General features: G+C 71.5%; 18 protein-coding genes. 13 read left to right on the top strand and 5 right to left on the bottom strand.

Features of this window, described 5'->3' with window-relative positions; all coding sequences use genetic code 11:
- The first annotated feature begins 9 nt into the window (after positions 1–9).
- The gene (locus BRX43_RS08640; RefSeq protein ID WP_241214870.1) at positions 10–2,580 is read left to right on the top strand and encodes a glycoside hydrolase family 3 C-terminal domain-containing protein; all 2,571 of its coding nucleotides are present in this window, start codon (positions 10–12) and stop codon (positions 2,578–2,580) included.
- Positions 2,581–2,640: 60 nt separating this feature from the next.
- Here the strand turns inward: BRX43_RS08640 and BRX43_RS20830 are convergent, their stop codons facing one another.
- From BRX43_RS20830 to BRX43_RS08620, 4 genes are all read right to left on the bottom strand, one after another.
- Positions 2,641–3,234, bottom strand: coding sequence for a PEPxxWA-CTERM sorting domain-containing protein (locus BRX43_RS20830; protein WP_241214862.1), 594 nt, complete (start codon positions 3,232–3,234; stop codon positions 2,641–2,643).
- Positions 3,235–3,414: 180 nt separating this feature from the next.
- Positions 3,415–4,755: a carbohydrate porin gene (locus BRX43_RS08630; protein WP_125994446.1), complete on the bottom strand. Its 1,341-nt coding sequence runs from the start codon at positions 4,753–4,755 to the stop codon at positions 3,415–3,417.
- A 269-nt stretch (positions 4,756–5,024) separates the two neighbouring features.
- The gene (locus tag BRX43_RS08625) at positions 5,025–5,426 is read right to left on the bottom strand and encodes a hypothetical protein (protein WP_125994445.1); all 402 of its coding nucleotides are present in this window, start codon (positions 5,424–5,426) and stop codon (positions 5,025–5,027) included.
- 180 nt (positions 5,427–5,606) lie between these two features.
- Entirely contained in the window at positions 5,607–6,215 is a 609-nt protein-coding gene (locus BRX43_RS08620; RefSeq protein WP_241214861.1) for a TlpA disulfide reductase family protein, read from the bottom strand.
- 16 nt (positions 6,216–6,231) lie between these two features.
- Between BRX43_RS08620 and argH the strand changes: the two genes are divergently transcribed.
- The 12 genes from argH (at position 6,232) to BRX43_RS08560 (ending at position 16,013) form a co-directional block, all read left to right on the top strand.
- On the top strand, positions 6,232–7,602 hold the full coding sequence (gene argH / locus BRX43_RS08615; protein WP_125994524.1) for an argininosuccinate lyase: 1,371 nt from the start codon (positions 6,232–6,234) through the stop codon (positions 7,600–7,602).
- Positions 7,599–7,841 (top strand): hypothetical protein, encoded by a 243-nt coding sequence (locus BRX43_RS08610; protein ID WP_125994443.1) that lies wholly within the window; start codon positions 7,599–7,601, stop codon positions 7,839–7,841. The genes argH and BRX43_RS08610 overlap by 4 nt, the downstream gene beginning before the upstream one ends.
- 5 nt (positions 7,842–7,846) lie before the next feature.
- Positions 7,847–9,109 carry a diaminopimelate decarboxylase gene (gene lysA / locus BRX43_RS08605; protein ID WP_125994442.1) on the top strand — a complete coding sequence of 421 codons (1,263 nt, stop codon included), beginning with the start codon at positions 7,847–7,849 and terminating at the stop codon, positions 9,107–9,109.
- Between the two features lie 232 nt (positions 9,110–9,341).
- The gene (locus tag BRX43_RS08600; RefSeq protein WP_125994441.1) at positions 9,342–10,115 is read left to right on the top strand and encodes an NAD(P)-dependent oxidoreductase; all 774 of its coding nucleotides are present in this window, start codon (positions 9,342–9,344) and stop codon (positions 10,113–10,115) included.
- The gene (locus BRX43_RS08595; RefSeq protein ID WP_125994440.1) at positions 10,112–11,065 is read left to right on the top strand and encodes a zinc transporter ZntB; all 954 of its coding nucleotides are present in this window, start codon (positions 10,112–10,114) and stop codon (positions 11,063–11,065) included. The genes BRX43_RS08600 and BRX43_RS08595 overlap by 4 nt, the downstream gene beginning before the upstream one ends.
- A gap of 186 nt (positions 11,066–11,251) precedes the next feature.
- Positions 11,252–11,929, top strand: coding sequence for an energy transducer TonB (locus BRX43_RS08590; RefSeq protein WP_125994439.1), 678 nt, complete (start codon positions 11,252–11,254; stop codon positions 11,927–11,929).
- Between the two features lie 71 nt (positions 11,930–12,000).
- Entirely contained in the window at positions 12,001–12,348 is a 348-nt protein-coding gene (locus BRX43_RS08585; RefSeq protein WP_125994438.1) for a hypothetical protein, read from the top strand.
- An 8-nt stretch (positions 12,349–12,356) separates the two neighbouring features.
- Positions 12,357–13,355 carry a bifunctional diaminohydroxyphosphoribosylaminopyrimidine deaminase/5-amino-6-(5-phosphoribosylamino)uracil reductase RibD gene (gene ribD, locus BRX43_RS08580; protein ID WP_241214860.1) on the top strand — a complete coding sequence of 333 codons (999 nt, stop codon included), beginning with the start codon at positions 12,357–12,359 and terminating at the stop codon, positions 13,353–13,355.
- Complete coding sequence (locus BRX43_RS08575) at positions 13,328–13,954, top strand: riboflavin synthase (protein ID WP_125994437.1); 627 nt, start codon at positions 13,328–13,330, stop codon at positions 13,952–13,954. The genes ribD and BRX43_RS08575 overlap by 28 nt, the downstream gene beginning before the upstream one ends.
- Entirely contained in the window at positions 13,944–15,080 is a 1,137-nt protein-coding gene (gene ribB / locus BRX43_RS08570) for a 3,4-dihydroxy-2-butanone-4-phosphate synthase (protein WP_164523568.1), read from the top strand. Before BRX43_RS08575 ends, ribB begins: the two co-directional genes overlap by 11 nt.
- Positions 15,081–15,084: 4 nt before the next feature.
- Positions 15,085–15,507 (top strand): 6,7-dimethyl-8-ribityllumazine synthase, encoded by a 423-nt coding sequence (gene ribH / locus BRX43_RS08565; RefSeq protein ID WP_125994436.1) that lies wholly within the window; start codon positions 15,085–15,087, stop codon positions 15,505–15,507.
- A complete protein-coding gene (locus tag BRX43_RS08560) occupies positions 15,507–16,013 on the top strand; it encodes a hypothetical protein (protein WP_125994435.1) in 507 nt (168 codons plus the stop codon). The genes ribH and BRX43_RS08560 overlap by 1 nt, the downstream gene beginning before the upstream one ends.
- Positions 16,014–16,023: 10 nt before the next feature.
- Here the strand turns inward: BRX43_RS08560 and BRX43_RS08555 are convergent, their stop codons facing one another.
- A complete protein-coding gene (locus BRX43_RS08555; protein ID WP_241214859.1) occupies positions 16,024–19,425 on the bottom strand; it encodes a glycosyltransferase in 3,402 nt (1,133 codons plus the stop codon).
- Between the last annotated feature and the right edge of the window lie 294 nt (positions 19,426–19,719).

Below are 19,719 nucleotides of genomic sequence, written 5' to 3'. Positions count from 1 at the left end.
GCGCCGGTGATGGCGCAGGGCCCCGCACCGGATGCCACGGTCGCCGCCGCCGACCGCGCCGCCACGGCGCTGGTCGCGAAGCTGACGGTCGCGGAGAAGATCGACCAGTTGCTCAACGCCGCGCCCGCGATCCCGCGCCTGAACATCCCGGCCTATAATTGGTGGACCGAGTCGCTGCACGGCGCGCTGGGCCCGGTGCCGACCACCAATTTCCCCGAGCCGATCGGCCTGGCCGCCAGCTTCGATGCGCCGCTGCTCCACGAGGTGGCGGGCGCGATCGGGACCGAAGTGCGCGCGCTCCACACGATGGGCCGCGCCACCGGCCATATCGGCACGATGGGCAGCGCGCTGAACACCTGGTCGCCCAACATCAACATCTTCCGCGACCCGCGCTGGGGGCGCGGCCAGGAAACCTATGGCGAGGACCCCTATCTGACCGCGACGATGGGCGTCGCCTATGTGCGCGGCGTACAGGGGCCGGATGCCTCCCGGCCGCAGGTGATCGCCACCCCGAAGCATTTCGCCGTGCATAGCGGGCCGGAGCCGACCCGCCACACGGTCGACATCCAGGTCTCGCCCCACGATCTGGAGGACACCTACCTCCCCGCCTTCCGCGCCGCGATCGTCGAGGGTCAGGCCGGGTCGGTGATGTGCGCCTATAATCGCGTCGACGGCCAGCCCGCCTGTGGCAGCACGATGCTGCTGACCGATCACCTGCGCGGGGCCTGGGGCTTTCGCGGCTATGTCGTGTCGGACTGCGACGCGGTGGTCGATATCTCCGACCATCACCATTATGCGCCCGACCCCGCATCGGGCGTGGCGGTGGCGCTGAAGGCGGGCGTCGACAATGAGTGCAACAACGCCACCCTGTCGCGCACGCCGGGCCTGGGCGACCGCTATCGCGAGGCGCTGCGGCGCGGGCTGATCGGCGAGGCCGATATGGACCGCGCGCTCGTCCGGCTGTTCTCCGCGCGCTATCGCACCGGCGACCTGGCCGGGATACGCCCCGCCGATCCGGTCCCCGCCTCGGCGATCGACTCGCCTGCGCACCGCGCGCTGGCGCTGAAGATGGCGACCGAAAGCCTGGTGCTGCTCAAGAACGACGGCGTGCTGCCCCTGAAGCCCGGCGCGCGGATCGCGCTGGTCGGGCCGCTGGCGGATGCGACGCGCGTGCTGCGCGGCAATTATTCCTCGACCCAGAGCGCGCCGCCGGTCTCGGTCCGCGACGGGCTGGTCCGGGCGATGGGCGCGGACCGGGTGACGCAGGTGCCGTTCACCGCCTCGATCACCGATGGCGACCCGGTGCCCGACAGCGCCTTCGTCACGCCGGACGGCCAGCCGGGCCTGCGCGCCGACTATTACAACGCGACCGCGGCTACCGGCACCCCCGCCTATCCCGACCGGCCGGTGGTGACCCGGACCGAAGCCGGCCTGCGCTCCGCCGCCAGCCAGTTGAAAGAGGTCGGCGAGCGGCACAAGCTGGTCTGGACCGGCGCCTTGGTCGCGCCGGAAACCGGCACCTATCGGCTGGCGCTGACCGGGGTGAAGGGGCAGATCGACATCGCCGGCGGCAATCCCGTCGCCGCCACCGAATATAGCCGCTGGGCCGAGCCGCTGAAGCTGACCGAGGTGCAACTGGTCAAGGGTCGGCGCTATCCCCTGCGTCTCCAGACGGAGGCGGGCAATAGCGGCCAGCCCGGCGTGTTCTGGAAGCGCATTGCCGCCACCGCGATGCAGGACATGGCCACGGCGGCGAAACGGGCGGATGTGGTCGTCGCCGTGGTCGGCCTGACCGCCGACCTGGAGGGCGAGGAGATGCCGGTGAAGGTCGAGGGCTTTGCCGGCGGCGACCGCACCGCGCTCGACCTGCCCGCCGACCAGCGCGCGATGCTCGACGCCGCCTATGCGACCGGCAAGCCGGTGGTGGTGGTGGCGATGAACGGCAGCGCCATCGACCTGTCCCAGGCCAAGGCGCGCGGCGCCGCGATCCTGGAAGCCTGGTATCCCGGCCAGTCGGGCGGACAGGCGGTCGCCGATGTGCTGACCGGGCGGAGCAACCCGGCCGGGCGGCTGCCGCTGACCTTCTATCGCAGCGTCGCCGACCTGCCGCCCTTCGACGATTATCGCATGGCCGGGCGCACCTATCGCTATTTCACCGGCACGCCGGTCTACCCGTTCGGCCACGGCCTCAGCTATACGCGCTTCGCCTATGGCCCCTTGCGGGTGACCCCGGCGGCGGGCGGCGCCGCGGCGGGCCTGCGGGTCGTCACCCAGGTGAGGAATGTCGGCGGCCGCGCGGGCGACGAGGTGGCGCAGCTCTATCTCGGCTTCCCCGACGCGCCCGGTGCGCCGCGCATCGCGCTGCGCGGCTTCCGCCGGCTGGCGCTCCAGCCGGGGCAGGCGGCGGAGGTCCGCTTCGACCTGTCGCCGCGCGACCTGAGCGGGGTGACGCCGGAGGGCGTGCGCCAGGTGATGGCCGGCCGCTACACGGTCAGCGTCGGATCGGGCCAGCCGGGCACCGGCGTTCCCGTCCGGTCGGCGACCTTCGACGCCAAGGCCTCCGCACCGCTGCCCAAATAAGCGAAGGGGCGCTCGCGACCATCGCCGCGCGCGCCCCCTGTCCTGTCCTTGCTCGAAGGATCAGGCGGCGTAGCGCACCACCGTCTTGCGACGGCGCATCGTCGCGCCGAGCAGGCCGAAGCCGACCGCCATCAGCGCCCAGGTCGCCGGCTCCGGCACCGCGGCGGCGGCCGAGGCGACCGAGAAGCTGGCATTGCGGCTGTGCAGTTCCCAGCCACCCCAGCCATAGGCATTGGCGAACATGCCCATGCGGACGTTCGATGCCGTCGACCAGTCGATCGCCGCCAGCGCGCTGTTCAGGCTGGCGAGCTGGTCGACGTCGGCGGTGAAAGCAATCGTCTGGGCACCATGGCGGGCGCCGGCGACGGTGGCTTGCCAAACGCGCGAGGTCCCCACGACCAACGCGAGGCGCAGACCGTTGTCATCGGTCTGTCCACCCCAACCCTGGTCCCAGACGGTCGCGGTGCTGGTCAGGCTGCTGATCACGTTGGTGCCCTTGGCCAGGGCGATCGCCCCCAGTTCGTCCGATCGCCACTGGCTGTTGCTGTCGAAATTGGCGGCGGTCGCCGACTGCACCGTGGTGGCGGCAGCGGCCTGCTGCACCGGCGCGACAACGGCGGCGGCACAGAGCGCGGCAAGTGCGAAATTCTTCATGACATAGCTCCCTGTTCGATCGCCCTGTGACAGCGATCTTCTGCGCTGGCTATCGAGAGTATAGCGCGATCGAGCAAGGTCAGACGATCTAGGTTAATGATCCGTTACGGGATTCTTAGTGGTTAACAACTTGGTTGGTTTGTAAAATTGTTAACGACTTCATTACCCTGTCCGAGCATTCTAGAAATTGTCGTGTAGGCGAAGGGCGATAATATTGGCCGGCCCGCGATCACGATTGTAGCCGGGGGCCACGACATGCTGCCCGTCCAGGCTGAGATCGAAGCCTTTGGTGACCTGCGCGGCATAATAGAGCTCGACGATCCGCTCCGCCCCCGGATGCGGCAGCCGCCCGTCGCCGACCAGCACGCCCAGGCCGCCTTCATCCAGATAGCGGCGATGCGCGGTTGAGATGCCGTTGACGATCCCGACCAGCCCCAGCCGGTCGGCTGGCCGGCGCCAGCCCCCGCCCGCCAGCGACAGGCCGAGCTGCGCCGTCCGGTCGATATCGGTGAAGTCATAGGGCTCGATCGCGCCATCGGCGAGGCCGGCGCGCGCGAACAGGCCGAGCGTATCGGTCAGCGACTGCTCCAGGTTCATATGGACGCCGAGCCGCGTCATCCGCCGTCGCGTCGCCGCCGGGTCGACCGCTTTCCCATGGGTCAGCGCATAGGCCAGCGCGTCGTCGAAGCGGCTGAACCGCCCGCGATTGCGGAAGACGGTCAGCCGCACCGCCCCCGGCCGCCCGGCCACCGCATGGCGATGCTCCAGCTCGGCATCGAGCTGATATTGGCCGAAGCCGCGTTCCAGCGTCTCGCCATTGGGAACGGTGGACAGGTTGAACAGCCCGCCGCGCAGCGTCCATGCCCCGCGATAGCCCTCCACCGCGACGCCGGTCGCATAGCCCCAGGCATCGGCCGCATAGTCGAAGCTGCCCGTATCCACCGCCGACCAGTTGAGGAAGTCACCGCGCGGATCATGGGCATAGGCATTGGTGTCGAACACGTCGCCGACGCCGAACTTGCCCGCCGTCACCACGATCCGGTCCGCGTCGCGCTGGCCGGCGAGCTGGTTGGCGGCGGCGGCCGCCGTCTCGCGCGGACCGCCCAGGCCGATGGTCTGGCGCAGAAAGGCGCGCTGCCAGCGCAGATAGGGGGCGCTGCGCCCGACCTTATAGGCCTCGGCACTCGGAAATCCGGCGACGCCCAGCGTGTTGGACAGGCCGAAGCCCTGGTCGATCTCCGGATTGATCCATAGCTCCGCGCCCGACCAGGGGCGGGCGCCGATAAAGGCGGTGGCGTCGATCGTCTCGCGCAGCTGATGCGGCGTCAGGCTGTTCGCGCCGGCATAGGGGCTGTCGAAGCCGCCGACGCCCTGCACCACCAGCGTGGCCTGGCCATGGATCGCCCAGTCCTGCGCCACCGGCGGGGGGGCGGCGATCTGCGCGGTGGCGGGGATCGCCGTGCCGGCCAGGCAGGCGGGGCAAAGGGCGCGCACGGTCGCGCCAAGCGGGAAACGGGTCATGACGGCTCCATCGGATGGGAAAGCCCCAGGCCCGGTGACACCGCCCGATCCAGCCTCAGGCTGTCACAAAGCGGCCGCTTCAGACCTGCGGTGGCGATCGGGACAGCGGACGCCGCAGCGCCTACTGTCGCCCTCGCCGGATGAGGGGTTGGATCGAGACATGTTCGTCCTGCGCTGATGTCGGGCCGGACCAGCCGGCCGACGCGCGCCCGATGGCAGCGCTTGGCGACCCGTTCAAGCGCAAACATCCCGCAGCCGGGAGGCGACCGTCAGCCCTTCTGCCGAAGCCCCCATTGATCATAGACATAGCGCCGCTCGCCCAGTTGGAAGCGATGATCGTCCAGCCTGACGGGCGCCTCGCCCGGGGCGACTCGACCGACCATCCAGGCGGGCAGGGCGATGCGGGTGATCGCCCTCCCGAACGGCCCGGCAAGCGGTGTCTCGAGGTCGAGCAGCAGGTCGCGCGCGCCCAGCCGCGTCGCCGCCGCCTCGCCCGCCTCGCCGAACACCAGGGTCGTGAAGCGCTGCGACAGGTCGAGCGCGATCCGCGTCGCCGCCTGCCCCTCCGCCAGGGTCCCGCCCGCGCGCTCCGCCGCGTGATTGATCCAGGCGGCGCCGCCTTCCCGCGCCACGCCGGCCAGCGCCTCGGGATGGAGCGCGCCTTCGACCAACCGACGATTATCGCGCGGGAGGACGATCTCGGGATTCGCCTCGATCTGGCGGAGCGTCGATTCGATCTGGACCAGATTGGGATAGACGCTGCCCAGGCCATGGCCCCCGCCCCCGCGGGGATCGCTCCCATTCCCCCACGATGCCGTTGCGGCTCCCCAAAAGGGGCCCCCCGCCCCCGGCTACCGCGCCTCGGCGATCGCCTGGGCTGCGACCGGGCCGGACCAGTCGAGGTCGCCGACCGTCCGCAACACCTCGCGGCCCCGCGAATCGAACAGGATGCTGGTCGGCAGGTTGGCGGCGACGCCCGGCACCCAGGCCATCTTGGGATCGGTGAACGCCTTCAGGGCGCGGAAGTTCTTCGCCGCGAAGAAGGGCGCGACCTTGGCCGGGTCCATGTCCTGGCTGAGCGGGATCACCGTCAGCTTGCCCGCCTCGCGCGTCGCCAGCGCGTCGAGCGTCGGCAGCTCCTTCACGCACGGCCCGCACCAGGTCGCCCACAGGTTGAGCAGCACCGGCTTGCCGCGATAGTCGGCGAGCGTCACCGCCTTGCCGGTCGGGTCGACGAAGCCGAGGGTCGGCGCGGGCTGGCCGGCATGGCTGCGGTCGATCGCGCCGGCCTTGGGCGCGGATGCGCCGGCGGGGGCGGCCTCGTCGGGCGACGCGACCTCATCGGGGGACGCGGCGGGAGCGGCGGCATTGCCAGCGCCTTGCTCCGCGCCCTGCGAAGTCCTATCGCCGCAACCGGCCAGGACGGCCGTCAGCAGGACCGGGACGAACAACCAGCGCATGACATCCTCCAATTCCATGTGGGGCGGCCGTTTCGCCGCCGGGCCCTCGGCCGTGATGCGCGAGATTAACGCCTCGCTGCCGTTCGACAAGCGCTTGTGGCAACAGGATGTTCGCGGATCGCAGGCGCATGTCGCGATGCTGGGCGAACAGGGCATCATCGCCGCCGACGATGCCGCCGCCATTTCGGCCGGACTGGCGCGGGTCGCCGCCGGCTACGAGGCGGACGGCGTGCCCGAGGACCTGTCGCTCGAAGACATCCACATGCTGACCGAGGCGCGGCTGGCGGAGGCGATCGGCCCCGCCGCCGGCCGGCTCCACACCGCCCGCTCGCGCAACGACCAGGTCGCGACCGATTTCCGGCTGTGGGTGCGCGATTCGATCGACGAGGTGCTGGAGGCGCTCGCCGGCTTCCAGGCCGCGCTGCTCGCCCGCGCCGAGGAGCATGCCGACAGCGTCATGCCCGGCTTCACCCATCTGCAGTCGGCGCAGCCGGTGACGCTCGGCCATCACCTGATGGCCTATCACGAGATGATCGCGCGCGACGTGTCGCGCTTCCGCGACGCGCGGGCGCGGATGAACCTGTGCCCGCTGGGGTCCGCCGCGCTGGCCGGCACCGGCTTCCCGATCGACCGGCATGCGACCGCCGCCGCGCTGGGCTTCGACGGGCCGACGCGCAATTCGCTCGATTCGGTCAGCGACCGCGACTTCGCGCTCGATTACCTGACGGCGGCGGCGCAATGCGCGCTGCACCTGTCGCGGCTGGCGGAGGAGTTCGTGCTCTGGGCGTCGCAGCCCTTCGGCTTCGTCGCGCTGTCCGATCAGTGGTCGACCGGCAGCTCGATCATGCCGCAGAAGCGCAACCCGGATGCCGCCGAGCTGGTGCGCGGCCATAGCGGCCGGATCACCGGCGCGCTCGTCTCGCTGATGATGACGATGAAGGGCCTGCCGCTCGCCTATTCCAAGGACATGCAGGACGACAAGCCGCCGACCTTCGAGGCGCACGACCTGCTCGGCCTGTCGATCGCGGCGATGACCGGCATGGTCGAATCGGCCAGCTTCCGCACCCAGCGGATGCGCCAGGTGGCGGAGGCCGGGTTCAGCACCGCGACCGACCTGGCCGACTGGCTGGTCCGCGAGGGGGGTCTGCCCTTCCGCGAGGCGCATCACGTCACCGGCCGCGCCGTCGCCGCCGCCGAGGAGGCCGGGCTGGGCCTGCACGAATTGTCGCTGGCGCAGTTGCAGGCGATCGACGCGCGGATCGACGCGCGCGTCTATGACGTGCTGTCGGTCGATGCCTCGGTCGCCAGCCGGACCAGCTTCGGCGGCACCGCGCCCGCCAATGTCCGCGCCGCGATCGCCGCCGCGCGGGGAGGAGAGACCGCATGACCCGGCGTCCCGCCATCCTTCTGGTGCCGCTGCTGCTGGCCGGCTGCGGATCGGCGGCGGGATTGAAACCGGCGCCGGGCGCGAATCTGCCGGTCGCGCCGCTGGGCGCGGCGGCGACGCCCACCCCGCAGGCGCTGCTGACCCCCACCAGCCAGGAGCGCCCGCAACGCAGCGACGAGCTGCTCCGCCGTTCGGACGAGCGTCGCTCGGACGAGTTCGATCTCCCCCCGTCGGGCTGAACACCATGGATCATTTCGCCTATCGTGACGGCGTCCTCCACGTCGAGGACGTTCCCCTGCCCGCCATCGCCGAAGCGGTCGGCACCCCCGTCTATGTCTATTCGGCCGGCACGCTGCGCCGCCATGCCCGCGTCTTCAAGGACGGGCTGGCGGGCGTGCCGCGAAAGCATATCGCCTATGCGATCAAGGCCAATCCCAACCTCGCCGTGCTGCGCGTGCTGGCGAACGAGGGATATGGCGCGGACGTCGTCTCGGTCGGCGAGATGAAGCGCGCGCTGGCGGCCGGGATCCCGGCGAAGGACATCGTCTTCTCCGGCGTCGGCAAGACGCGGGCGGAGCTCGCCGCCGCGCTCGATGCCGGGATCGGCCAGTTCAACCTGGAGCTGGAGGAGGAGGGCGTGGTGCTCGCCGCGCTGGCGGCCGAACGCGGCCTGCGCGCGCCGGCGACGCTGCGCGTCAATCCGGACGTCGATGCGCGCACCCATGCCAAGATCTCCACGGGCCGCAAGGAGAACAAGTTCGGCGTGCCGATCGACCAGGCCCCGGCCATGTTCGACCGGCTGGCCCCGCTCGACGGGCTCGACCTGCGCGGCATCGCCACGCATATCGGCAGCCAGCTGCTCGACCTCAGCCCGCTGGAGGCCGCCTATACGCGGATCGGCGCGCTGGTCGCCGAGCTGCGCGGCGCGGGCCACCGCATCACCCATGTCGATCTGGGTGGCGGCCTGGGCGTCCCCTACAAGGCGGCCGACGTGCCGCCGAGCCCGGCCGATTACGGCGCGATGGTCGCGCGCGTCACCGCCGACTGGGATGTCGAGCTGATGTTCGAGCCCGGCCGGGTGATCGCGGGCAATGCCGGCGTGCTGATGACCGAGGTGGTATGGGTGAAGCCGGGCGTGCTCCACCCCTATGTCATCGTCGACGCGGCGATGAACGACCTGGCGCGGGTCGCGCTCTACGATGCCTGGCACGACTTCCAGGCGGTGACCCCGCGCGGCGATCATTTCACCGCCAATATCGCCGGACCGGTATGCGAGACGGGCGACACCTTCGCGATGGGACGCGAGGTCGACCGGGTCGAATCGGGCGACCTGGCGGTGTTCCGCACCGCCGGAGCTTACGGCGCGACCATGGCCTCCACCTATAACAGCCGCCCGCTGGTGCCCGAGGTGCTGGTAGACGGCGACCGCTTCGCCGTGGTCGCCGACCGCGTCGCGGCCGAAGCGCTGATCGCCGCCGAGCGCGTGCCGGACTGGCTGGCGGGCTGAAGCCGGTGCGGGCGGCCGCCTCCCCTACCAGTTCCGCGGAGACCGCCGCCGCCGTGCGAGGGACGCCCGACCGCCCTCGTCAACGCACCACCCCGGCCGCCGCCGGGATGGTGACGGATGCGCGGACTCGCGCCGGTATCAACCGGCGCGCACCCAGCCTCTCCGCGTCCCCCGCGCCGCCGCGTGCCAAGATATCGTCGCGTCTGCGCGTCTTCGCGCGCCGTCAAGCCGCATGACGCTCCACAGCCTGCCGCTGTTCGTCCGGCTGGACGGTCGCCCGGTCATCCTGCTCGGCGAAGGCGAACCCGCCGCCGCCAAGGGCCGGCTGCTCGCCCGCGCCGGCGCGGTGCCGGTCGGCGAGGCGGCGGATGCCGCGCTGGCCATCGTCGCGATCGAGGACGAGGCGGAGGCGCTCGCCGCCATCGCCCGGCTCAAGGCGCGCGGCGTGCTGGTCAACGCGGTCGACCGGCCGGCGCAATGCGACTTCACCCTGCCCGCGATCGTCGACCGCGATCCGGTGATCGTCGCGATCGGCACCGGCGGCGTCTCCGCCGGACTGGCGGCGGCGCTGCGCCAGCGGCTGGAGATGCTGCTCCCCGCCCGGCTCGGCGCGCTGGCGCAGGCGCTGAACGCGGCGCGCGGGGCGCTGCGCCGGCGCTTTCCCGACATGGCCGATCGGCGGCGCGCGATCAGCGGCGCGCTCGCCCCAGGCGGCGCGCTCGATCCGCTGGCGCTGCCGGAGGGCGATCTGGACGGTATCGCCGCGACGATCGGCGCGGCCGCGATCGCGCGCCGTCGCACGATCCGGCTGCGCTCCGCCGACCCCGACGACCTGACCCTGCGCGAGGCGCGCTGGCTGGCCGATGCCGACTGGCTGGTGGCGGGACCGGACGCCCCGCCCGCAATCCTCGCCCGTGCCCGCGCCGATGCCGGGCGCAGCGCCACGCCACCGGCCGAGGCGGCCGGGCTGGTCGTCACCCTGATCGCGCCGGCTGCCGGATCATGAACCCCTGCGCCTATCGGATCACGGACGGCAAGGCGCGGAAGATCGCGCTGACCGAGGCGATGCAGGACGGCGGCGGCCTGGTCTGGGTGCATCTCGCCGGCATCGACGACTCGACCGCCGACTGGCTGCGCGAGACGGGCGGGCTCGATCCCTATCTGGTCGATGCGCTGACCGCGACCGAGACGCGGCCGCGCTGCGAGGCATTGGGCCATGGCGCGTTCCTCAACCTGCGCGGTCGCTCGCGCGAGGAACTGCACAATAGCGACCTACTCGCCTCGGTCCGCATCTGGGCGGTGAAGGGGCGCGTCTTCTCGGTCACGCGCAAGCCGATGATCGCGGTCGCCCTGGTCCAGGCCAAGGTGGAGGCGGACGCGGTGCGCGATCCCGGCGACCTGATCACTGCCTTCGCCACCGCGATCACCGAGGATCTCGACCCCGATGTCGCGACGCTGGGCGACCGGCTGGACGATTGCGAGGAGCATTTGGACGCCTCCCGCATCTTCGAGCTGCGCCGCACGGTCAGCCGGGTGCGGATCGCCGCCATCGCCTATCGCCGCTTCCTCCAGCCGCAGCGCGCGGCGCTGGAGAAGCTGGCGGCGCTGCCCGGCGACTGGCTGGGCGACGACGACCGGCTCCACCTCGCCGCCGCCGCCGATCGCGCCGCGCGCATGGCGGAGGAGCTGGAATCGATCCGCGAACGCTCCGCGCTGATGCACGAGACGCTGTCCGACCTGCGCGCCGAGCAGATCGACAGCCGTTCGCTGGTCATCTCGATCGTGGCGATGATCTTCCTGCCGCTCACCTTCATCACCGGGCTGTACGGCATGAACGTCGCGCATCTGCCCTATGCGCAGGAACCCTGGGCGTTCGACGCGATCATGGGGGCCTGCGCGGCGATCGCGGCGGGGGTGACGATCTATTTCGTCCAGCGCCACTGGTTCTCGCGGTAGATCCCGGCGGCCGCCCCGGGCTTTGGGTGACTGCGCCATGCTCGGCGTGACCGCTTGATTTCGCTCAAGCTTTTCGCCTCCATTCCAGCCACGCAACAGACTTGCGCCACTCTCGTTATGATGTAACATCCGATTCGCAGCTTGGCCGAATTGCGTTTCTTTGTGACACGACAGGAGACGGAGAGCATGTACGCGCCTCGTTATACCGGCTCGTCCCGGTTCAATCCGGGTGGTCTGGCCGCTGCGATCGGGATCAATGGCGGCGTCGTCGCCGCGCTGATGCTGGTGGCGCCCTATGTCACCGACAAGCCGCCGGCTCCCCCGCTGATCGGCGAAGCCATAGAGCTGCAACCCCTGCCGCCCGAACCGGCACCGCCGCCCGAAACGAAGGCGCGGGTCGAGCCGCGCCCGACCCCGCCGATCGACGCGCCGCGCCCGATCGTCGAGCATCCGGCGGCGGCGGGACAGGCCACGATGCCCGAATCGCTGGTCCCCGCCCTGCCCGCCGACGGCGGCGTGCTGGGCGGCACCGGCACGGGGGTGGAGCCGCGCGCCACCCCCACCCCGCCCGCGCCGGTGATCGTCGCGCCGGGTATCGACCCGCGCTATGCCGGCGACTTCCAGCCGCTCTATCCCGCCGGCGAACAGCGGATGGGCCGGTCGGGCAAGGTGACGGTGCGGGTGCTGATCGGCACCGACGGCCGGGTCAAGCAGGTCGAGCCGGTCTCCGCCACCAGCGATGCCTTCCTGCGCGCCACCACCGACCAGGCGAAGCGGCGCTGGCGCTTCGCCCCCGGCACCCGCGACGGCGTGGCGCAGGAGGCCTGGCGGGTGATGACCGTCACCTTCGTGCTGCAGGAATGATCCGGCCGGCCGCGGCCGCGCCGAAGGGAACGGGGCTGGCATGTGCCGCCCCGCTTCCCTATTTTACGCCCATGGGCTTCTTTTCTCGCATGTCGCCGGTGCGCGCCTACAAGGATCTGCGCCTCTTCCTCGCCACGCGCCAACCCTATGAACTGGGGTTCCTGGCGCTGGCGATGCTGGTGACGGGGTTCTTCGTCTATGCCTTCGCGCACGACAGCTATGAAGAGCCGGCGTACAAGCGCGACATCGTCTATGTCCAGCAATGGACGCTCGACCGCACCGACGCGCAGATCAAGGCGCAACAGGCGATCGACGCGCCGATCAAGGCCGCCCAGATCAAGGCGCAGGAGGAGCGCGAAGCCAAGAACCGCGCCGCGTTCAAGAAGCTGGACGACCAGCTGACCAAATACGGCCTCTGATATCCGCGATGGCGCGCGACGACGATGCGCGCTGGATGGGCGTGGCGCTGTCCCTGTCCGAACGGACACGGGGGGCGACCGCACCCAATCCCAATGTCGGCTGCGTGCTGGTCGCCCAGGGGCGCATGGTCGGGCGCGGCTGGACGCAGCCCGGCGGCCGTCCCCATGCCGAGGCGATGGCGCTGGCCCAGGCCGGTGAGCGGGCGCGGGGGGCGACCGCCTATGTGACGCTGGAACCCTGTGCGCATCGTTCGACGCGCGGGCCGGCGTGCAGCGACCTGCTGGCCGCCAGCGGCGTCGCGCGCATCGTCGCGGCGATCGAGGACCCCGATCCGCGCACCGCCGGCCAGGGGTTCGCGCGGCTGCGCGAGGCCGGCATCGCCGTGACGGTCGGACCGGGCGCGGCGGCGGCGCGGCGCGCCATGGCCGGGTTCCTGACCCGCCGCGCGCAGGGCCGGCCGGCCGTGACGCTCAAGCTCGCCACCTCGCTCGACGGGTGCATCGCCCGGGCGGATGGCGAGAGCCGCTGGATCACCGGCCCCGAATCGCGCGCCCACGCCCATCTCGAACGCGCGCGGCACGAGGCGATCCTGGTCGGGCGCGGCACCTTCGCGACCGACGCGCCGACGCTCGACGTGCGGCTGCCCGGCCTGGAGGCGCGCAGCCCCGCGCGCGTGCTGCTGTCGACCACCGGCTCCGCGCCGCAAGGGTGGACGGCGATCGACACGCCCCGGGCGATCGCGACGCTGCCCGGCGATCATCTGCTGGTCGAGGGCGGCGCGCGCACCGCCGCCGCGTTCCTGCGCGCCGACCTGGTCGACCGGCTGCTGCTCTACCGAGCGCCGATCCTGATCGGCGGCGGCGTGCCGGCGCTCGGCGACATCGGCCTGACGGCGCTGGCGGCGGCGCATGGCCGCTGGCGACTGGTCGATGCGCGCGCGCTTGGCAGCGACCGGCTGGAGGTCTACGAGCGCGATCCATGTTCACCGGTATCGTCAGCGATCTAGGCACCATCCGCAGCGTCGAGTCGCGCGGCGACACGCGCGTCGTGATCGGCACCGCCTATGATCCCGCCACCATCGACCTGGGCGCATCGATCGCCTGTTCCGGCGTCTGCCTGACCGTGGTCGACAAGGGCCGCGATGCCGAGGGCGGCTGGTTCGCGGTCGACGTCTCCGCCGAGACTCTGGCCAAGACCGCCGACCAGTGGCAGGCCGGCCACCCGCTCAACCTGGAGCGCGCGCTGAAGCTGGGCGACGAGCTGGGCGGCCATATCGTCACCGGTCATGTCGACGGCGTCGGCCACGTCATCGAGGTTACGCGCGAGGGCGATTCGAAGCGGATCGCGATCCGCGTCCCCGCCGCCATCGGCCCCTATCTGGCGACCAAGGGATCGGTGACGATCGACGGCGTGTCGCTGACCGTCAACAGCGTGACCGACGACATGGAGGATGGGGCCGACGGCACCGTCTTCGGCATCAACGTCATCCCCCATACCCAGGCGGTGACCACGATCGGCACGCTGACGCCGGGCGCGCGCGTCAATATCGAGATCGACGTGCTCGCCCGTTACCTGCAACGCATGGAGCAATATCGTGCCCGCTGACCTGGCTGAACTGGCGCCGCTGCGCCGTGGCTTCCTGTCCAGTCCCGAGGAGATCATCGACGAGGCACGCAACGGCCGGATGTTCATCCTGGTCGACGACGAGGATCGCGAGAATGAAGGCGACCTGGTCATCCCCGCGCAGATGGCGACGCCGGAGAAGATCAACTTCATGGCGCGGCACGGGCGCGGGCTGATCTGCCTGGCGATGACGCGGGAGCGGGTCGCGGAGCTGGGGCTCGACCTGATGAGCCGCAACAACGGCACCCGCCACGAAACCGCCTTCACCGTCTCGATCGAGGCGCGCGAGGGGGTGACGACCGGAATCTCCGCCGCCGACCGCGCCTGCACCATCGCCGCCGCGATCGATTCGACCAAGGGCCGCGACGACATCGTCACCCCCGGCCATGTCTTCCCGCTGGTCGCGCGCGACGGCGGCGTGCTGGTCCGCGCCGGCCATACCGAGGCGGCGGTCGACGTGTCGCGCCTGGCCGGGCTCAACCCCTCGGGCGTGATCTGCGAGATCATGAACGAGGACGGCACCATGGCGCGGATGGACGACCTGGTGTCGTTCGCGCAGCTGCACGGCCTGAAGATCGGCACGATCCGCGACCTGATCGCCTATCGCCGCCGCTACGACCATCTGGTGCGGCTGGAGGCGGAATCGACCTTCCAGAGCCGCTGGGGCGGCGAATGGAGCGTGCGCGCCTATCGCAACACCGCGACGGGCACCGAGCAGGTCGCCTTGGTCAAGGGGCGGATCGATCCGACCCAGCCGGTGCTGGTGCGGATGCACGCGCTGTCGCCCTTCGCCGACGTGTTCGGCGAGGACAGTGCGCGCGGCCGGCTGCTGCAACGCTCGATGGAGGCGATCGCGGAGGAGGGCGCGGGCGTGATCGTCCTGATCAACCGCCAGCGCGCCGACGCCTTCACCACCGCCGTCCGCCGCCAGGCCGGCGAGGATATCGAGGTGCCGATGGAGGAACTGCGCGACTATGGCGTCGGCGCGATGATCCTGGCCGAACTGGGCGTGCACGACATGGTGCTGCTCACCAACACCCACCACACGCTGGTCGGGCTCGACGGCTACGGCCTGTCGATCGTCGGCGAGCGTCGAATCGAGGACTGATCCCATGGCCCATCTGCTGATCGTCGAGGCGCGCTTCTACGACCATCTCAACGACCTGCTGATCGACGGTGCGCGCGCCGCGATCGAGGCCGCCGGCCACACGCACGAGACGCTGACCGTGCCCGGCGCGCTGGAGGTGCCCGCCGCGATCGCGCTGGCCGACCAGAGCGAGCGGTTCGACGCCTATGTCGCGCTCGGCGTCGTGATCCGGGGCGAGACCTATCATTTCGAGATCGTCGCGGGCGAGAGCGCGCGCGGCATCATGGCGCTGACCATCGACGGGCTGGCGATCGGCAACGGCATCCTGACCGTCGAGAACGAGGCGCAGGCGCTGACCCGCGCCCGCCCGACCGAGAAGGACAAGGGCGGCGAGGCGGCCAAGGCGGCGCTGGCGCTGCTCGACCTGCGCGAGCGGATGGCGCGGTAATGCGGACCCCGCCACCGCCCCGCTACCGCGTGATCGAGCGCGGCCGGCGGCTGGAGGTGGTGGACACCTGGCGCGACCCCGCCGCCGCGCCGCCGGCCTTGGTGGCGCGCAAGACCGACGCCGATATGCGCGCCCGTACGTCCACGGCCGCCAAGACGCGGTCACGCGGCCTGCCATTGTTGAAGACCCGGCCGCTTGCCCCGTTTCCGCGGTCGCTTGCCGGGGGCGATGGCGCGCCCATGCCCGGAACGACGCTGCGCACCCTGTCGCTGTTCGACGAAAAGGCCCCGCGCGTCATTCCGCTCGACGCGGCCAGCTGGCGGACGATGCTCACCGCGATCAGCCTGGCCACGATCGCGCTGGTGATGGCGGTGAGCTGGTCGCTGGCGGGCGGCGGCCTGCCGGCGCTGGGGGTGCTCGGCATCGCGCTGGGCGCGGTGGGGCAGCATGGCCGCGGCGCGATCACCCGCTGGCTCGACGGGCTGGAGGCGCGCGCCGAGCGCTAGCGGCGCCCCCTCACGCCGCCTCGGGCAGGTGGCGGACCGGCGCGGTTTCCTTTGTGGCCATCGGGACCGCGAAGCTGGTCGCCGCTTCCGCCAGCGCCGGCGCGGTCACCCGGCCGGAGCGTTCCAGCTTGCCCCAGGTGACGCGCGGGCCGGTGATCGCGGCGAGACAGGCCCGCACCACCACCCAGTACATGAGCTGGCGATAGCCGAAGCGCTGCGCCAGCAGGCGGAGCGCCGGGAAGCGCGCCTCTCGCGGATCGAGGCGGAAGGCGACCCAGCCACAGGCCAGGTCGACCGCCGTGAACAGCGCCCAGAACAGCGCCATCCACTGCACGTCGCCGCCCGCCTCCGCCCAGCCGTGATTGACGACGCGGAAGGCGGTGCCGGCGATGCTGGCGATCAGCGCCAGGTCGATCAGCGGCGCGAGCAGCGTGAAGCCGATCTGAAAGGCCCAGGCCTGGGGCAGGCCCACCCGCGCCAGCCCGCGCGCATGATGCTCGCGGAACAGGCCGCGATGCTTCCACAGCGCCTGGAGCGTGCCATAGGCCCAGCGATGCCGCTGGCGGTAGAGCGCGCGCGCCGTCTCCGGCGCCTCGGTCCAGGCGATCGCATCGATGTCGCAGGCGACGCGCCAGCCGGCGCGCTGGACGCTGATCGTCAGGTCCTGGTCCTCGGCCAGCGTATCCTCGGGATAGCCGCCGACCGAATCGAGCGCGGTGCGCCGCCATGCGCCGACCGCGCCCGGCACCACGGTGATCGCGCCCAGCCGGTCGAGCGCGCGCCGCTCCAGATTCTGCGCGGTGACATATTCCACCGCCTGCCAGCGCGTGATGAGGTTCACGGCATTGCCGATCTTGGCATTGCCGGCGACCGCGCCGATCGCCGGATCGGCGAACCAGCGCGCCAGCCGCGCGATCGTCTGCGGCTCGAACTGCGTATCGGCGTCGAGCGCGATGACGATCGCGCCCTTGGCCAGCTTCAGCCCCTCGTTCAGCGCGCGCGCCTTGCCGCCATTCTCCAGCGTCAGCAGCCGCACGCGCGGATCGAGCGCGAAGGCGCGGTCGATCACGGCGGAAGTGCCGTCGGTCGAACCGTCGTCGATCACGAGCACCTCGACACGGATATCCTCGGTCGCCAGGATGCGGCGCACCGACGCCTCGATCACCCGGGCCTCGTTGAAGGCGGGGATCAGCACCGAGACGAAGCGCGGCACCAGATGCGGTCGCGCGTCCGGCACGGCGGGCCGGCGGGCGAGCGCCAGCGCGGTCAGCCCGATCGAGCGCGCCATGCCCAGGCCGATGGCGAGCGCGAACAGCAGACCGAAGCCGCTGCGCATCCCCGCCAGCCCCTGGAACAGGCCGCGATTGACCAGCGCCAGCGCGCCCTGCCCGCCCGCGACCGGCGGCATCACGTCGTGCGAGCGGAGATGCGCGAGGCGGGAGACGGGCACGATCTCGTAACCGCGCGCGCGCAGGCCCTGGACGATCCCCGGCAGCGCACGGATCGTCGCCTCGCGATTGCCGCCCGAATCGTGGAGCAGCACGATCTGCGCCGGCCGCGCCGCGCTGCCCGCCGCGACCTGGTCGATGGTGCGGCGGACGATCTGGTCGGCATCCGGCAGGCTCCAGTCGAGCGGGTCGACATGCAGGCCGACCGAGACATAGCCCAGCTCCGCCGCCGTCTGGATCGGTGCGACTTCGGCGGCGGTGTCGGGATCGGCGTCGCCCAGATAGGGCGCGCGGAACAGGCGCAGCGAGCGGCCGGTATAGGCCTCGACCAGCCGCTGCGTGGCGAGCAGCTCCAGCCGCATCGCCGCGACCGGCAGGCCGGTCAGGTCGGGATGGGTGGTGCTGTGATTACCCAGCTCATGCCCCTCCGCGACGATGCGGCGGAGCAGGTCCGGCTCGCCCAGCGCATTGGTGCCGGTGACGAAGAAGGTGGCGGGCGCGTGCAGGTGGCGCAGGCTGTCGAGGATGCGCGGCGTCCAGCGCGGATCGGGCCCGTCGTCGAAGGTCAGCGCGACCATCCGCCGCTCGGCGCCGACATGGCGGACGATGGCGGGGCTCGGCAGGCTGGTCCAGGTAGCGGCGCGGATCAGCCCTTCGCCATCCGCGACCACGGTGCGCGCGCCGTTGCTGGCGGGGCGGTCGAGGCGCAGGATCTCGCCCAGTCCCCGCGATTCGACTGCGGCGTCCGGCGGCACGGTGACGGCGGCCAGCCCGGCCGGGCGGGTCAGCGCGGTCCAGAAGCCGGGGTCCTCGCTGCCCAGCCGCCACAGCGCGATGCCGGTCGCGCCGGTGCGGGCCACCGCCTTCATCTCGTTGGCGGCGCTGGCGGCGTCGAGCATCCACACATGGTGGTCGACGCCCTGCGCACGGTAGGCGAAGCTGCTGTTGCCGCTGGCCGGGTCGAAATGCGGCATGACGCCGGCGGCGCGGGCGCGGGCCCAGGCCTCGGCCGCGGTCAGGACCGCGGCGGAGGTCGCGCCCGGCCCGGAGCGGGGCCAGTCATAGGCGTAACTGCCCAGCGCCACGATCGCCTTGTCCGGCCCCATCGCGCGCACCGCCGCCGCGACGGTCTGCGCGAACCAGGGCTGCGCGGCGATCGGTCCCGGCTCGCCGCCCGGCCAGTGCTGGTCATAGGCCATGATGAACATGCGGTCCGCGACCTTGGCATAGGCGGCCAGGTCCCAGGTGGGATCGGCGACCGGCACCGCCAGCGTCACCAGCCAGCCCTTGGGCGCGAAGCGGCGGCGCGCCTCGCCCAGGAAGGTCCGATAATCGGCCTGCGCGGTTTCGGGCAAATTCTCCAGGTCGAACACCACGCCGCCTCCGCGCTCGGCCCGAATCATCCGTTCGACCGAGCCGAGCAGCGCCGTGCGCGCGGCCGGGTCGGCGAGCAGCGCGGCGGTGCCCCGCCCGTCCCACTCGCCCGACTCCATCGCATTCTGCACCATCGGCAGCACGCCGGGCCGGTCGCTCGCGCGCGCCAGCACGTCGGTCAGATGCGCGTCCGATTCGTAGGTGAAGCGGTGGTTCGGGCCGGTGACGTTGGCGAGGCCCGGCACCACCCAGTCGAGCGAGCCGATATGCGCCTCCAGCGAGGCGCGCGAGGCCATGTCCCAGCCCATGTAGAAGCCGACGACTTCGGGCGCGCGGGCGGTGACGGTGGCTGGCTCGGCCGGCAGCCAGGCGGCGTGAACGGGTGCATGGGTGACGGGGGCCGTCAACCCGACCGGTGCGCCGCCGTCCCCGGCGAAGCGGAGGGGGGCCAGCGGCGGGGTGCGGGTCAGCGACAGGGTCAGCGCCACCGCGACGGCCAGTGTCAGCGCCGCCGCCATCCCCGCGACCAGCATCGTCCAACGACGGCGACGGCCGCTGGGGTCGTGAAAAATCTGCCGTTCGTGCGCCACCTGATCGAATCCCCGGATTGAACCGGGGAGGCGCTAGACGATCAGGTACGAAGATATGGTTACCATATAGGATACCATAGGGGCGATGCGGGGATGTGGGGCATTCGAGGCTGCTACCGGCGATCGCCTGTCGTGCATGGATCGTCCTCCGGTCGCGGGAGACGGGTGTGATACCCGCCGCATCATCCCGGCCGCCGCCAGACCTGTGCAGCCCTCGACGTTCGACGTCCCGCATCCTCCACCCCGGCGGAGGCCGGGGTCCAGTGACGGAACATTTCGAACGAATTGCCAGGG

Origin of the sequence: Sphingomonas sp. S-NIH.Pt15_0812 (assembly GCF_003951315.1) — a bacterium.
Taxonomy (GTDB): domain Bacteria; phylum Pseudomonadota; class Alphaproteobacteria; order Sphingomonadales; family Sphingomonadaceae; genus Sphingomonas.
The sequence above is the reverse complement of the archived record's forward strand: the minus strand, read 5'-3'. Positions and strand labels throughout refer to the sequence as shown.